This is a genomic window from Romboutsia ilealis (genome assembly GCF_900015215.1).
Taxonomy (GTDB): Bacteria; Bacillota; Clostridia; order Peptostreptococcales; family Peptostreptococcaceae; genus Romboutsia; species Romboutsia ilealis.
The window spans coordinates 1925467-1939433 of sequence record NZ_LN555523.1; the positions used below are offsets into that span (position 1 = coordinate 1925467).

A 13967-nucleotide genomic window follows, 5' to 3' on the forward strand; every position below is an offset into this window, starting at 1 on the left:
TTCCTCCTATAATACACTGTTTGGATTAATGTCTATTGATATGTTTATTTCTTTACTAAACACAACATCTCTTTTTGTTATACATATATATTTTATTATACCCTTTAATAAATTAATTTCAATATTATCATCTTTAAATAATATTTGCCATCTATAATTTTGATTTATCTTAGAAATTGAACAAGGATTTGGTCCTAATATAAATTCAAAATCAGTTATACCTCTTCCTTTTAATAAATATATAATGGAATCATACATATTTTGAATATTCTTTTTTACTAAGTTTTCATTTTCTCCGCTTACTACTACACTTATCATATTATTAAATGGAGCATATCCAAATGCTTTCCTTATTTTTATTTCATCTTCATAAAATCCTTCAAAATCATAATTAATAGCTCGTCTTATTGAGTAGTGATCTGTATCATATGTTTGAAGAACTACTTTCCCTTCTTTATCAGATCTTCCTGCTCTTCCTGAAACCTGGGTTATTAATTGAAATGTAGTTTCAAAGCTTTTAAAGTCCGGGAAGTTCAGCATCATATCTGCAGATAATATACCAACTAAAGTTACATTATCAAAATCTAGACCTTTACTTAACATTTGTGTACCTATCAATATATCTGCTTCTTTATTTTTAAATTTATTTAATATTTCTTCAAGAGACCCTTTTTTTGAAGTTGTATCCTTATCCATTCTAAGAACCTTAAGTTCTGGAAAAATTACTTTTAATTCTTCTTCTATTTTTTGAGTACCTACTCCAAAAGGCTTAACATATATACTACTACACTCTGGACATTCCTTAGGTATCTCTCTTTCATAACCACAATAGTGGCATCTTCCTATATTTTTGCCCTTATGATATGTAAGAGATATATCACAATTTTCACATTGGAACACATATCCACAACTTCTGCATGATACAAAACTTGCATATCCTCTTCGATTTAAAAATAATATTACTTGATTATTATTTTTAATAGCTTGTTTTATTTCATCTTGAAGTTTAAAGCTAAAGATGCTTTTGTTTCCTTTATTTAATTCTTCCTTCATATCTACAACTTCAATTTTAGGAAGTGGATTTTTATTAGCCCTTTGATTTATTTCAATAAGATTATATTCTCCATTTTTTGCTTTATAATATTCATCTATAGATGGGGTTGCAGAACCTAATACTAATGATATATCATTTTTATTCGAAATAAATTTTGCAACTTCTATTGCACTAAATTTAGGATTCTTTTCTGATTTATAAGAAGTTTCATGAAACTCATCAATTATTATTACCCCTAAACTATTAAAAGGCGCAAATAAAGCAGATCTTGCTCCTATTAATATTCTTATATTACCAGCTTTAATAGCTTTATAAACATCATGTTTTTGTCCTTCAGATAATTGACTATGAAAAACGCCTACAATGTCTCCAAACCTATTTTTAAACCTAGTTATAGTCTGTGGTGTTAAAGCAATCTCAGGAACTAATACTATGCTATCCAATCCTTGACTCAAAGCATAATCTATTATCTCCATATATACTTCAGTTTTTCCACTACCTGTTACTCCATGTAACATATAAGGTTTTTTATTTTGGTCAAACATTTCCGATATAACTTTATTACATGCATTTTTTTGTTCTTCATTTAAATATATTTCTTTTTGCTCTAAAGTATAAGCATTTTCTGGATTTCTATAGTAATCTTCCAATTTAATATCTATCAAATTCTTATTTTGAAGTGATAATATACTTTGTTTAGATGCCTTTAATATATCAATTAAATCATTAATTTCTACTCTATCATTATTTTTTAGGAAATTTACTATTTCCTTTTGTTTTACACCTAAGTTTATTTTATTTTTCTTTAAATAGTCATCAACTTCATCAGCTTCTATTGAAAGTGATATATAACACAAGTTTTTTTCATTCTTATGATTTTTATATTCCCATTTTAAATTAATTATATTTTTTTTACTCATTTTATCTAATATATAATTTATATTAGGTATTTTTTTTAACTTTTCAGTTTTTAATTTTCCCTTTGATATATTTATTTTACTAATAATATCTTTTTGTATATCATCTAATGATGATAATAAATCTGTAAACTCATTTTCATTTAAATTCAATACTTCATCACTTAAACTTACAACTTTATAGTTATTTACTTTATATCCTTTAGGATATATTAAATTTATGCAATCTATATAAGTACAAAGATATCTATTTTTCATCCAGTTTACAAGTTCTAAATCCTCTAATTTAAAAATAGGTTCTTCATCTAATACATCTACTACTTCCTTAAGCTTTATATCTTCTTCTAAAGTATCAGATATTTTAAATACAAAAGCCTCTGTAGGTTTATTTCCTTTTCCAAATGGTACTAAAACCCTATGACCAACATATATCTGATTTTTTAAAAATTCCGGTATTTTATATGTAAATAAGTTGTCAGTGTGGAAAGTATTACTTCTTACTATGACTTTTGCGTATTTTTCCATATTCTAACCTCTATTTTTTATTTATATCTTTTAGTTAAATTATATCCTGTTACGTAAAAATATAAGCATCTATATTAATAGATGCTTATACACTAAGTAGCTCTTTTATCTTATCTAAAATAATATTTGCTACCTCTTCTTTTTTCATTTTAGGATATTCTGTAATATTACCTTCTTTATCTATGATTTTAACTATATTAGTGTCTACACCAAATCCTGCACCTTCTTTAGTTAAATCATTAGCTACTATGAAGTCTAAATTTTTCTTTTTTATTTTAAGACTTGCATTTTCTATAAGGTCATTTGTCTCAGCTGCAAATCCAACTAAGATTTTATTATTTTTTATTTTTCCTATTTCTTGTGCTATATCTTTATTTCTATCTAATTCTATAATTAAATCATCATCTGATTTTTTTATTTTTTTATTAGAGTAGTTTTTAGGTTTATAATCTGCTACTGCTGCACTTTTTATAACTACATCATTTCCATCTAAATTTTCTAAAACAGCTTCGTACATATCTTTTGCAGATTCTATTTTTACTAGTTTTTTCAGATTTTGTGGTGGAGTTAAATTTGTTGGACCTGTTATAAGTGTAACATCTGCTCCTCGTTCTATAGCTTCTTTTGCTATAGAATAACCCATTTTTCCAGTAGATCTATTAGTTATGTATCTCATCGGGTCAATACTCTCAACTGTAGGTCCAGCTGTTACTATTATACTTTTCCCTTTTAAGTCTTGCTCTTTTGAAAGCAATTTAACAACTTCATCCACTATAATTTCCGGAGATGCTAATTTTCCTTTACCTGTATCTCCACAAGCAAGTCTACCACTTTCAGGCTCAACAAAGTTATATCCTAATTCCTTTAATGTATTTATATTTCTTTGTAGTATTGGATTTTCATACATATTAGTATTCATAGCTGGTGCTATTAATACTTTCGCCTTTGTAGCCATAACTGTTGTAGTAAGCATATCGTCTGCTATTCCATTTGCAATTTTACCTATAACATTAGCTGTAGCTGGTGCTATTAAGAATACATCAGCTCTTTTAGCTAGAGATACATGTTCTACATCCCAAGTTTTAGGATCTTCAAACATATCACAAACTACATAATTTTGGCTTAACGATTGAAATGATAATGGAGTAACAAATTCTGTTGCAGATTTTGTCATTATCACATTAACATTTACGCCAAGTTTTCTTAATCTACTGATAACATCTAAAGTTTTGTATACAGCTATACCACCACTTACGCCTATTACAACAGTCTTATTCTTTAACATAGAACTTACTCCTCTTCTGTAGTATGTTCTTCTATTATTACTTCTTCTTTTTTATCTATTTCTTCTTGAGTTAATAATCTAAATGTTATTTTTTCATCAGCAACTTCTTGAGTAGCTATAGTTACTGGTTTATTATTATCTCTATTCTTAGCTGAAACATAAACTTCAGCTCCGTCTATTATTTCTCTTGCTCTCTTTGCAACAGTTCCAACTAAATAATATCTGTTGTCTATTTTATCTAATACTTCATTTATTGATGGCTTTAACATTTTATAATTCCTCCTTAAATTTATCTATAATATTATTTTTATATCTAGTAACTTTGTTTTTCTCAGCTGATATTATGGCTTCAACATCATTAACCGATTTTTCTATATCTTCATTAACTATAAAGTAATCATAGTTAACTATTTGGTTTATTTCTTCAAAAGCACAGCTAAATCTCTTCTCTATCTCTTCTTGAGTTTCTGTACCTCTTCCGACAATTCTACTTTTTAGTTCTTCTAATGATGGTGGAAGTACAAATATAAATACACCCTCAGGATAAACTTCTTTTATTTGTCTTGCTCCTTGCATTTCTATTTCTAATATAACATCTTGCCCTTTTTCTAAGCATTCTATTATAGCAGCTTTTGGAGTTCCATAGAAGTTATCATATATTTGAGCATGTTCTAAGAATTCACCATTTTCTATCATTTTAGTAAATTCCTCTTTTTCTATAAAGAAATAGTTAACACCATGAACTTCTCCATTTCTTGGTTTTCTAGTTGTAGCTGATACTGATAATTTTATCTGATCATTTTTGTTTAATAGCGCTTTACATATCGTACCTTTTCCTGCACCTGATGGACCTGATACAACTAATAATAGACCTTTTCTGTTAAGCATCAATCTCTTCCTTTCTATTGGTTCATATATTATGTCTTAAAATCTATTTAATAATTTATAATTATTCTATGTTTTGTATTTGTTCTCTAATTTTCTCTAATTCACTTTTAACTTCCACAACTAAGTTAGTTATATTTAAATCAGAAGATTTAGAACCTATAGTATTTGTTTCTCTATTCATCTCTTGGATTAAAAAGTCTATTTTTCTACCTATTGCTTCATCTTTTACAACAGTATTTTTTAATTGTTCTATATGACTTTTAAATCTTACTATTTCTTCTGTTATATTACTTTTATCTGCATATATAGCAACTTCCTGAGCTAATCTATTTTCATCTATTATACTAGGGTCTTCTAACATATCACTTATTCTATTTTTTAATTTTTCTTTATAATCAATAACAACATTATATGAGTATTTTTCAATATCTTCAATATAATTTTTAAGAAGATCGCATCTATTTTGTATATCGTCCGCTAATTTTTTACCTTCTTCACTTCTCATTTCTTTTAGCTTAAGTAATGCATTTTCTAAAGCTACCTTTAACATTGACCACAACTTGTCTTCATCATCTTCTTTTTCCTCAGTTTTTATAATATCTGGAAATTTTGCGATATTCATTACACTTATATCATCAACTAAGTCAAATTTATCCTTTATTTGCTTTAGTATAGATACATATTGAGTTGCTAACTCTTCATCAAATTTTAAGTTTACATCTTCATTACCTAATAAGTCAAGCTTTATATATAAATCAACTCTACCTCTTTTTATATAGTCTTTAATTAATATTCTTGCCTTATCCTCTAAAAATGATAATTTTCTTGGAAGACGTATATTTATATCTGCATACTTGTGATTTATAGTTTTACACTCAACTAAGAACTGATAGTTATCATCCTTATATTCTCCTCTTCCAAATCCTGTCATACTTATTGCCATTTACTATACCTCCAAAATTCCTTCACATATTTTAACAGCAGGGCCTGTCATATAAACAAAATCATCTATATCTATTTTTACACATCCACCTTCAGATTTTGCATTCACACTTTTATTTACTTTTCCTAAATAATTACATATTATTGCTGATGCCGTCATTCCAGTTCCACAGCCTAATGTATATCCACATCCTCTTTCCCATGTACGAACTATAATGTTATTATTATCTTCTATTTTAACAAAATTTACATTAGTTCCTTTTGGGAAAACTTTATTTTTTTCTAATAAAGGTCCATATTTACATACTTCTTCTATACTTATGTTATCAACTAATATAACAACATGCGGAACACCCATAAGCATAGCATTTACCTTAAAAGTTCTATCTAATACTTCTAGATTCTCACCTATAAACATTTTATTATTAGATATAGCAGGAATATCTTCACATAAAAAACTACCATTTCCCATATTAACTTTTATAGTATCTATTTCTCCATGTTTAAGATTTATTTTGACTTTTTTTATTCCATCTAATGTATCAACACTAAATTCTTCTTTTCTAACTATATTATTGTCATAAACGAACTTAACAAAACATCTTAATCCATTTCCACACATAGCAGCTCTACTTCCATCCGCATTATAATATACCATTTCTACATCACACTTATCAGAATTTTTAACAACAAGTAATCCATCTGCTCCTACAGAAAATTTTCTGTGACATGCACATTTAGCATATTCAGAGTAATCTGATGCATCTTTATTATCAAATCTTCCATCTATAGCAACAAAGTCATTTCCTATTCCATGTAGTTTCCAAAATTTCATAATCAATCCCCCTCATAAATTTAATTTACTAACTTATAATTATACAATATTTTAATAGTAAAAGGAAATTATAAATATATAATCAAATCCTCCTATTCACAATATATGTATATTGTGTAATAATTAATTTATTAAATGTTTATATAGAAAGGAGAAATATTATGGCTTTAGATGGTTTAGTTATACATTCTATAGTAGACGAATTACATAAAAAACTTTTAGGTGGAAAAATAGATAAAGTGTATCAGCCGGAAAATGATGAAGTAGTTTTACATATAAGAAATAATAAGGAAAACTTTAAGCTAGTTTTAAGTTGTAGCGCTTCTAATCCTAGAGTCTACCTAGCTAGTGACTATAAAAAAGAAAATCCTATAAATGCTCCTATGTTTTGTATGTTATTTAGAAAATATATACAAGGAGGAAATATAGTAAATGTTTCTCAAGTTGATTTTGAGAGGATAATAAAAATTAGCGTTGAATCTTTTGATGAGTTAAAAGAAAAAACAACTAAGGATATTATAATAGAAATAATGGGAAGACATAGTAATATAATTCTTACTCATTCATCTAATAATAAAATTATAGATTCTGCAAAAAGAATACCTCCAAGTGTAAGTAGAGTTCGTCAAATACTTCCTGGTCAAACTTATGTACTACCACCAAAACAGGATAAATTAAATCCTATTAATGAAATAAGTTTAAATTCATTTGTAGATACTTTAAGTTCTTTTGATGGTCCTATTTTTAAAGCTATATATTCTAAGTTTTTAGGAATAAGTCCTGTTGTAGCAAAAGAAATATGTTTTAGAGCTAATATAGATGAAAATATATTAGTAAGTGAAATGTCTTCAAATGATATATCTAAAATTTACAATGAGTTTTATAATTTGTTTAAATCTATAAAAGATAATGTCTATAATCCTAGTATGGTTATAGATGAATCAATAGATAAAGTTTTAGATTTTAGTTGCATAAATTTAAATCAATTTAGTAATTTATCTGTTATAAATGATGATAGTATATCTAAAATATTAGAAAATTACTACCTAACTAAAGATATAAAAGATAGAATTCATCAACGTTCTTCAGATCTTAGAAAAAGTATATCTATAAAACTTGATAGACTTTATAATAAATTAAATAAACAAGAAAAAGAATTGATAGAATCTGAAAATGCAGAAATTTATAAAATAAAAGGCGAGCTAATTACATCATACATATATATGATAAAAAAAGGTATGGAAAGTGTTGAAGTTGTAAATTTCTATGATCCAGAATATAAAAATATAACAATATCATTAAATAAAAACTTTACTCCTTCAGAAAATGCTCAAAAATATTTTAAAAAATATAATAAAATGAAAACTGCAAAAAAAGAAATTACCTCTCAAATGGAAATAACAAAAGAAGAAGTAAATTATTTAGAGAATATTATGCTTAGTATAGAAAACTGTGAAAATTTAGCTGAATTAATGGATATAAGAGAAGAATTAAGTAAGGTTGGATATCTAAAAGCTAAAAGTAATAATAAAAAAGAAACTAAATTAACTACTAAGCCTCATGAATTTATTAGTTCTAATGGTTTTAAAATTTTAGTAGGAAAAAATAATAAACAAAATGATCATCTTACTCTAAAAGTAGCCTCTAATGATGATATATGGATGCATACTAAAAATATACCTGGTTCACACGTTATTATAAAGACTGAAGGAAAAGAAGTTCCTGACGAAACTATATTTGAAGGTGCAATGCTTGCTGCATTCTTTAGTAAATCAAAGATGTCTTCACAAGTTCCAGTTGATTATACTAAGAAAAAAAATGTTAAAAAACCTCATGGTTCAAAACCTGGAATGGTTATTTATGAGACTAACAGTACTATCTACGTAACTCCTACAGAAGAATTTGTAACTAGGTTAAAATCTAAGTTCGATAATTAATATATAATAATAAAATTAATAATATATATTATTATAAAATCCTATAATAAAAAAGAGTTAATCTCATAACAGACGTTAACTCTTTTTCAATTTATTTTACAAGTTATTTATACTCCTCTTCAATTTTAAGTATTTTTGTTTCACCATATTTCATTAACTTCTTTATTAACATAATACATTACTTAATTTTGCTTATTATTTTTTTCATACAAATATATATTTATTCAATAATAATAAATTTCTTTAAGTATTTTCGTAATATAGTTTTCATAGAACAAAAAAAATACCTATACATAGATTAATATTTAACTCTATATATAGGTATATTAATTTATTTATGCAGTTGTTGTTCTTGCTTTAACTGATTTTTCATCTTCTTTTAAATCTGTGCTTGTATTGTTTAATAATACGTTTAATACTATACCTACTATTGCTGCTAAACTAAGTCCTGTTATTGTTACATTCTGTGTAACTGGTATACCTATAACTATACCTTTATTATTTAAGTAAGTCGTTCCTAAACCTATTACCATTATTGTTACTATTATAATTATATTTTTCTTGTTTTTTATACATTCACTATCTTTTACTGTTTTTACTCCAACTAAAGTTATCATAGAGAATAGTAATATACTTATACCTCCCATAACAGCAGTTGGTATACTTTGTAAAAATCCTCCAAACTTTCCTATACAAGATAGACATATTGCAAATATTGCTGTACGTCTAAGTAATGATGGATCATAATTTTTAGTCAATGCAAGTACTGCTGTATTTTCTCCATAAGTAGTATTTGCTGGTCCTCCCAAGAACCCAGCTACTATAGTAGCTAATCCATCTCCAAGTAACGTTTTATTTAAACCTGGATTTTCTAGAAAATTTTTACCTACTACTGCTCCATTTGTCGTCATATCTCCTATATGTTCCATAAAAACCGCTAAAACAACTGGGGCTATTATAACTATCGCTTCTAAACTAAACTTTGGTAGCGTAAACTTTGGTATTTCAAATAAACTAGCTTGTGCTATAGTAGTTGTATCTACCACTTGCAATACTAAACTTAATATGTACCCTATAATAACTGCAATTAATATACCTAATTGTTTTATAAATCCTTTACCAAAACTATTTATAAGAAGTGCTATAACTAATGTTATTATTGCTACCATAATATGATTTAATGCCATATCAAATGCTGTTGGTAATAAGTTAAGACCTATAACAGCTATCATCGCTCCTGTAACTTGTGGCGGGAAATATTTTTTTATCTTATCTACTCCAACCATTTTTATTACAAAAGATAACATAATATAAATTAAACCTGCTACAATTATACCACCTTGAGCATAAGCTAAATCACCATTAAATGCTTCTTTAACTGATAATATTAATGGTATAAATGCAAAACTTGATCCTAGAAATACTGGTACTTTTCCTTCTGTGCAGAAATGAAATATTAATGTACCTATACCTGCACAAAAGATTGCAACTGAAGGATTAAATCCTGTTAATATTGGAACTAATACTGTCGCTCCAAACATTGCTAATAAATGTTGTATTGATAATACTGTTTTTTTCATAAAAAACCTCCCATAAATTTTTTTGTGGGAGAAGTTATTCTCCCCTTTTCAGTATCTCTGTACTGAATTAAAAGGCACTATATTTATAAATTTATGCTCTTACTCATTAATTGTTACTGCATCTTCATCATCAATTTCTGATAACTTTACTGATATTATTTCATCATTTGATGTTGGAACATTCTTTCCTACATAATCAGCTCTTATCGGTAATTCTCTATGACCTCTATCAACTAAAACTGCTAACTGTATAGCCTTAGGTCTTCCTATATCTATAATAGCATCTAATGCACTTCTCACAGTTCTTCCTGTATATAATACATCATCAACTAATATTACTATTTTATCATCTATACTAAATTCAATATTTGAACCATTTATAACTGGGTCAACATCTATCTTTTTTAAATCATCTCTATATAGAGTTATATCTATCTCACCAGTATTTACTTGTGTCCCTTCTATTTGCTCTATTTTCTTACTTATTCTATTCGCTATAGGAACACCTCTAGTTTTTATTCCTACTAAAACAACATCTTCTATACCTTTGTTTCTTTCTATTATTTCATGACTTATTCTTGTTACAGCTCTTCCAATTGCCTTTTCATCCATTAATTGGGCCTTTTCTTTCATTAGTGACCTCCTAGTAATTTTTGTAAAATCTAAAAAGCTTCTTATCATAAGACAAGAAGCTATATATACAAATATGCTTAATAAAATACTATATAGTATTTTCACTTGCCTTATGATATCTCTGTATCATTTAAAGGTATACATTCATTATAATCATTATATATTCAACATATATATATTTCAAGCATTATTTTAACTTATTTAGTATCTCTTGAAAATACTTTGGTAGTTCTGAATCAAATTCAACATATTCTTTAGTTGTAGGGTGTATAAAACCTAATTTCTTAGCATGTAAGGTTTGACCTTTAAGCTTATTAAATTTATTATTTTTAGGTCCATATACTTCATCTCCTAATAAGGGATGGTTTATTGATAATGCATGAACTCTTATTTGATGAGTTCTTCCAGTTTCAAGACTTGCTTTCATATGAGTAAAATTTTCATATCTTTTAATAACTTCGAAATGAGTTATCGCATTTTTACCGTCTTTGACAATAGCCATTTTTAATCTGTCTTTAGGATTTCTTCCTATAGGCTTATTTACTGTTATTTTATCTTCCTTAACTACACCATGACATATAAACTGATATTCTCTAGTAATAGAATGATCTTTTAATTGTTCTGCTAAACTATTATGTGCATTATTATTCTTAGCAATCATTAAAAGTCCTGAAGTATCTTTGTCTATTCTGTGAACTATACCAGGTCTTATTATTCCATTTATAGATGATAGATTTTCTTTACAATGATATAAAATAGCATTTACTAATGTTCCCTCATAGTTTCCTGGAGCAGGATGAACTACCATATCTTGAGGTTTATTTACTATAAGTATATCTTTATCTTCATATACTATATCTATTGGTATATCTTGAGGTATTACCTCTAAAAGCTTCGGTGCCGGTATTTGTATAACTATTTTGTCATCTTCTTTTACTAAGTACTTTGCTTTTTCTATTTTTCCATTAACAGTTGCTTTTTTATCTTTTATTAATTTTTGTATATAACTTCTAGACATATCTCCCAGTTGCCCTGAAAGATATATATCTAGTCTATCGCCCTCTTCTTCTTCAATTACTATAAATTCTTTTATTTCATCCATTTTTACACCTACTTCTGCTTTTCTTTATTGTCATCATAAAATAATATATATATACATAAAAGTATTGTACCTAAAACTACAAATATATCGGCTACATTAAATACGTACTCCCATATTATTCTAAAATCAAAATAATCAACTACAAATCCGAGTCTTACTCTATCTATTAAGTTGCCTAAAGCTCCAGATATTATAAGTAGTATTCCAACTTTTCCAACCGTATTTACCTTTTTGGTGTGTAAATAATATAATCCATACATAGATGCTACAAGTGCCACAATTATAAATATTATTTGATTATTTTGAAACATTCCAAATGCTGCACCTCTATTTTCTACATATGTAAGATGGAATACATTTTGTATTATAGGTATACTTCCTATATCTTTTAAGTAATTTAGTGCTAATAATTTAGATATTTGATCTATACCTATTAATAAAATTATTATAAATTCATATATCAATATTTTTTCCTCCCTGACAATTATATATTATTATTATACAAAAAAAAGCTTCCTAATTGGAAGCCTCTATTCTTGTTTTTGCATTGTTTGATTTTTATCTAGATTCTCTATAAGCTCTGAGACTGTAACAAATTTATATCCCATTTCTTTTAATTTAGGTATAACAATCTCTAATGCTTGTATCGTTTGAGATTTTTTATTTCTTAAATTATTATAATCATGTAAAAGTATTATAGTCCCATTTTGAACCTTAGAAGTTATAGTGTCTACAATATAAGAAACACCTGGGTTTGACCAATCTCTAGGATCTAAATTAGACCATAAAACTATATTCATATCTTCTTCTTTTACTATATTACACATTGCCTTACTTATAGCTCTATATGGCGGCCTAAATAATTTAGGTTCTTCTCCTATAATGTCTTTTACTAATTGTTGTGTCTTATTTATTTCATTATATATATCATCATATCCTTTTTTCGAAACATTTATATGTGTAAATGTATGATTACCTATTTCATGACCTTCCTCATGTTGTCTTTTTAAAATTTCATGATTCCATTCAACATTTTCTCCAACTACAAAAAATGTTGCTTTTATATCATTTTTCTTTAATATATCTAAAACTTGCGGGGTAAAATCTTTATCTGGTCCATCGTCAAAAGTTAATGCAATTATTTTTTCATCTTCATTTCCATGCTTTATAATTATATCTTCATAATCATTTACTATATCTTGATTTATACTTGAAACCTCTAAGTCTTTTTCATTACTATATTTATAAACATAAATACCTGTAATTAAAATTAAAGCTATAGAAAACTGAATAATAATCTTTTTCATAATAGATACCTCTTTTCTTCAGACTAATCCCTATCTGATTCATCTTTAGGCATTTTATTCATTTCATTTAACTTTATAACTGTCTCATCATAAAACATATATCCTTTATTTATTAAGTTTTGATTTTCTTCTCTACTTGTTAAATGTAAATCTGGTTGACTTTTGGCACAATTAGAGCATACGTTAGTTTCAGGAAGTATCTCTAGTCTGTCTTTATCTATTCTCTGATGACAAATATCACATATACCATAAGTTCCATTTTCTATTTTGTATAATGCATCTTCAATATTATTTAATTTACCCTCTTCATGATTAGTTAGACTATTTTGCATATCCTGCATATATACCTCTGTTCCTATATCAGCTGGATGATTATCATAGCTTGACAACTCTCCTGAAGTATATTTTTCATTTGTATGATTTGTTGTATTTCCAAAAACAGTATTATCTCTCATTTCACTTATTAATCCAGTTAACTTTTCTTTTTCTTTTAGAAGTTTTTCCTTGTATTTATTTATATTCATATTCATCGACCCTCTCTATATTTATCTACTATATTCATAAGTTTTGCTATATACTCACCTATTACTGGCAAATCAACCCACGTACTTAATAAATAAAGCACCAATCCTGCTAAGACTGTAAAACCTATAGCTTGGCCAAATCCCTTTCCTAATCCAGCTACAAAATTTATTAAAAATAACCTTCTTTTGCTATCTGTTAACATCATATAATCTCTAATTCTACTTCTCTCAATTATTAGAATTAATCTTTCTAAGTATCTTCTTATAAGTCCAAAATCTTCTGATGTTATTTCACATAAGTTTAATTCATTCATAGCTTTATCAAGGTCTTTCATATTTATAGGATTTTGATTTTCTAGATTATTATCTTCTTTATATTTAATATGCCTCACTTCCTTTTTATAAAAAGATAATACAAGAATATTATGTGAAAAAATT

The 13967-nt window shown here is 26.7% G+C and carries 14 protein-coding genes; 1 reads left to right on the forward strand and 13 read right to left on the reverse strand.

From position 1 onward, the window contains the following. Positions 1-6 precede the first annotated feature (6 nt). The 6 genes from priA to dapF form a co-directional block, all read right to left on the reverse strand. Entirely contained in the window at positions 7-2496 is a 2490-nt protein-coding gene (priA, locus tag CRIB_RS09090; RefSeq protein ID WP_180702062.1) for a primosomal protein N', read from the reverse strand. 85 nt (positions 2497-2581) lie between these two features. Then, positions 2582-3781, reverse strand: a complete 1200-nt coding sequence (gene coaBC, locus CRIB_RS09095; RefSeq protein WP_180702063.1) for a bifunctional phosphopantothenoylcysteine decarboxylase/phosphopantothenate--cysteine ligase CoaBC — start codon at positions 3779-3781, stop codon at positions 2582-2584. 5 nt (positions 3782-3786) lie between these two features. Then, on the reverse strand, positions 3787-4050 hold the full coding sequence (gene rpoZ, locus CRIB_RS09100) for a DNA-directed RNA polymerase subunit omega (RefSeq protein ID WP_180702064.1): 264 nt from the start codon (positions 4048-4050) through the stop codon (positions 3787-3789). A gap of 1 nt (position 4051) precedes the next feature. Next, positions 4052-4669, reverse strand: coding sequence for a guanylate kinase (gene gmk / locus CRIB_RS09105; RefSeq protein ID WP_180702065.1), 618 nt, complete (start codon positions 4667-4669; stop codon positions 4052-4054). Positions 4670-4730: 61 nt separating this feature from the next. Further along, positions 4731-5612, reverse strand: coding sequence for a YicC/YloC family endoribonuclease (locus CRIB_RS09110; protein ID WP_180702066.1), 882 nt, complete (start codon positions 5610-5612; stop codon positions 4731-4733). A 3-nt stretch (positions 5613-5615) separates the two neighbouring features. Next, complete coding sequence (dapF, locus tag CRIB_RS09115) at positions 5616-6446, reverse strand: diaminopimelate epimerase (protein ID WP_180702067.1); 831 nt, start codon at positions 6444-6446, stop codon at positions 5616-5618. 161 nt (positions 6447-6607) lie between these two features. Between dapF and CRIB_RS09120 the strand changes: the two genes are divergently transcribed. Beyond that, positions 6608-8383 (forward strand): Rqc2 family fibronectin-binding protein, encoded by a 1776-nt coding sequence (locus tag CRIB_RS09120; protein WP_180702068.1) that lies wholly within the window; start codon positions 6608-6610, stop codon positions 8381-8383. A gap of 335 nt (positions 8384-8718) precedes the next feature. On the opposite strand, the gene CRIB_RS09125 is transcribed toward CRIB_RS09120, so the two are convergent. The 7 genes from CRIB_RS09125 to CRIB_RS09155 form a co-directional block, all read right to left on the reverse strand. Then, positions 8719-9963 (reverse strand): uracil-xanthine permease family protein, encoded by a 1245-nt coding sequence (locus CRIB_RS09125; protein ID WP_180702069.1) that lies wholly within the window; start codon positions 9961-9963, stop codon positions 8719-8721. 99 nt (positions 9964-10062) lie between these two features. Continuing rightward, on the reverse strand, positions 10063-10596 hold the full coding sequence (gene pyrR / locus CRIB_RS09130) for a bifunctional pyr operon transcriptional regulator/uracil phosphoribosyltransferase PyrR (protein ID WP_180702070.1): 534 nt from the start codon (positions 10594-10596) through the stop codon (positions 10063-10065). Positions 10597-10783: 187 nt separating this feature from the next. Continuing rightward, positions 10784-11698: an RluA family pseudouridine synthase gene (locus CRIB_RS09135; RefSeq protein ID WP_180702071.1), complete on the reverse strand. Its 915-nt coding sequence runs from the start codon at positions 11696-11698 to the stop codon at positions 10784-10786. Between the two features lie 8 nt (positions 11699-11706). Further along, positions 11707-12162, reverse strand: a complete 456-nt coding sequence (gene lspA / locus CRIB_RS09140) for a signal peptidase II (RefSeq protein ID WP_180702072.1) — start codon at positions 12160-12162, stop codon at positions 11707-11709. Between the two features lie 66 nt (positions 12163-12228). Continuing rightward, positions 12229-13005: a polysaccharide deacetylase family protein gene (locus tag CRIB_RS09145; RefSeq protein WP_180702073.1), complete on the reverse strand. Its 777-nt coding sequence runs from the start codon at positions 13003-13005 to the stop codon at positions 12229-12231. A gap of 23 nt (positions 13006-13028) precedes the next feature. Then, positions 13029-13529 (reverse strand): TraR/DksA C4-type zinc finger protein, encoded by a 501-nt coding sequence (locus tag CRIB_RS09150; RefSeq protein WP_180702074.1) that lies wholly within the window; start codon positions 13527-13529, stop codon positions 13029-13031. A 2-nt stretch (positions 13530-13531) separates the two neighbouring features. After that, positions 13532-13921: a DUF5665 domain-containing protein gene (locus tag CRIB_RS09155; RefSeq protein ID WP_180702075.1), complete on the reverse strand. Its 390-nt coding sequence runs from the start codon at positions 13919-13921 to the stop codon at positions 13532-13534. Between the last annotated feature and the right edge of the window lie 46 nt (positions 13922-13967).

Coding starts and splice junctions, on each gene's coding strand:
- CRIB_RS09150 (WP_180702074.1), bottom strand. CDS start 13,529: ATGAATATAAATAAATACAAGGAAAAACTTCTAAAAGAAAAAGAAAAG.
- rpoZ (WP_180702064.1), bottom strand. CDS start 4,050: ATGTTAAAGCCATCAATAAATGAAGTATTAGATAAAATAGACAACAGA.
- CRIB_RS09145 (WP_180702073.1), bottom strand. CDS start 13,005: ATGAAAAAGATTATTATTCAGTTTTCTATAGCTTTAATTTTAATTACA.
- priA (WP_180702062.1), bottom strand. CDS start 2,496: ATGGAAAAATACGCAAAAGTCATAGTAAGAAGTAATACTTTCCACACT.
- dapF (WP_180702067.1), bottom strand. CDS start 6,446: ATGAAATTTTGGAAACTACATGGAATAGGAAATGACTTTGTTGCTATA.
- CRIB_RS09120 (WP_180702068.1), top strand. CDS start 6,608: ATGGCTTTAGATGGTTTAGTTATACATTCTATAGTAGACGAATTACAT.
- CRIB_RS09135 (WP_180702071.1), bottom strand. CDS start 11,698: ATGGATGAAATAAAAGAATTTATAGTAATTGAAGAAGAAGAGGGCGAT.
- coaBC (WP_180702063.1), bottom strand. CDS start 3,781: ATGTTAAAGAATAAGACTGTTGTAATAGGCGTAAGTGGTGGTATAGCT.
- gmk (WP_180702065.1), bottom strand. CDS start 4,669: ATGCTTAACAGAAAAGGTCTATTATTAGTTGTATCAGGTCCATCAGGT.
- CRIB_RS09110 (WP_180702066.1), bottom strand. CDS start 5,612: ATGGCAATAAGTATGACAGGATTTGGAAGAGGAGAATATAAGGATGAT.
- pyrR (WP_180702070.1), bottom strand. CDS start 10,596: ATGAAAGAAAAGGCCCAATTAATGGATGAAAAGGCAATTGGAAGAGCT.
- CRIB_RS09125 (WP_180702069.1), bottom strand. CDS start 9,963: ATGAAAAAAACAGTATTATCAATACAACATTTATTAGCAATGTTTGGA.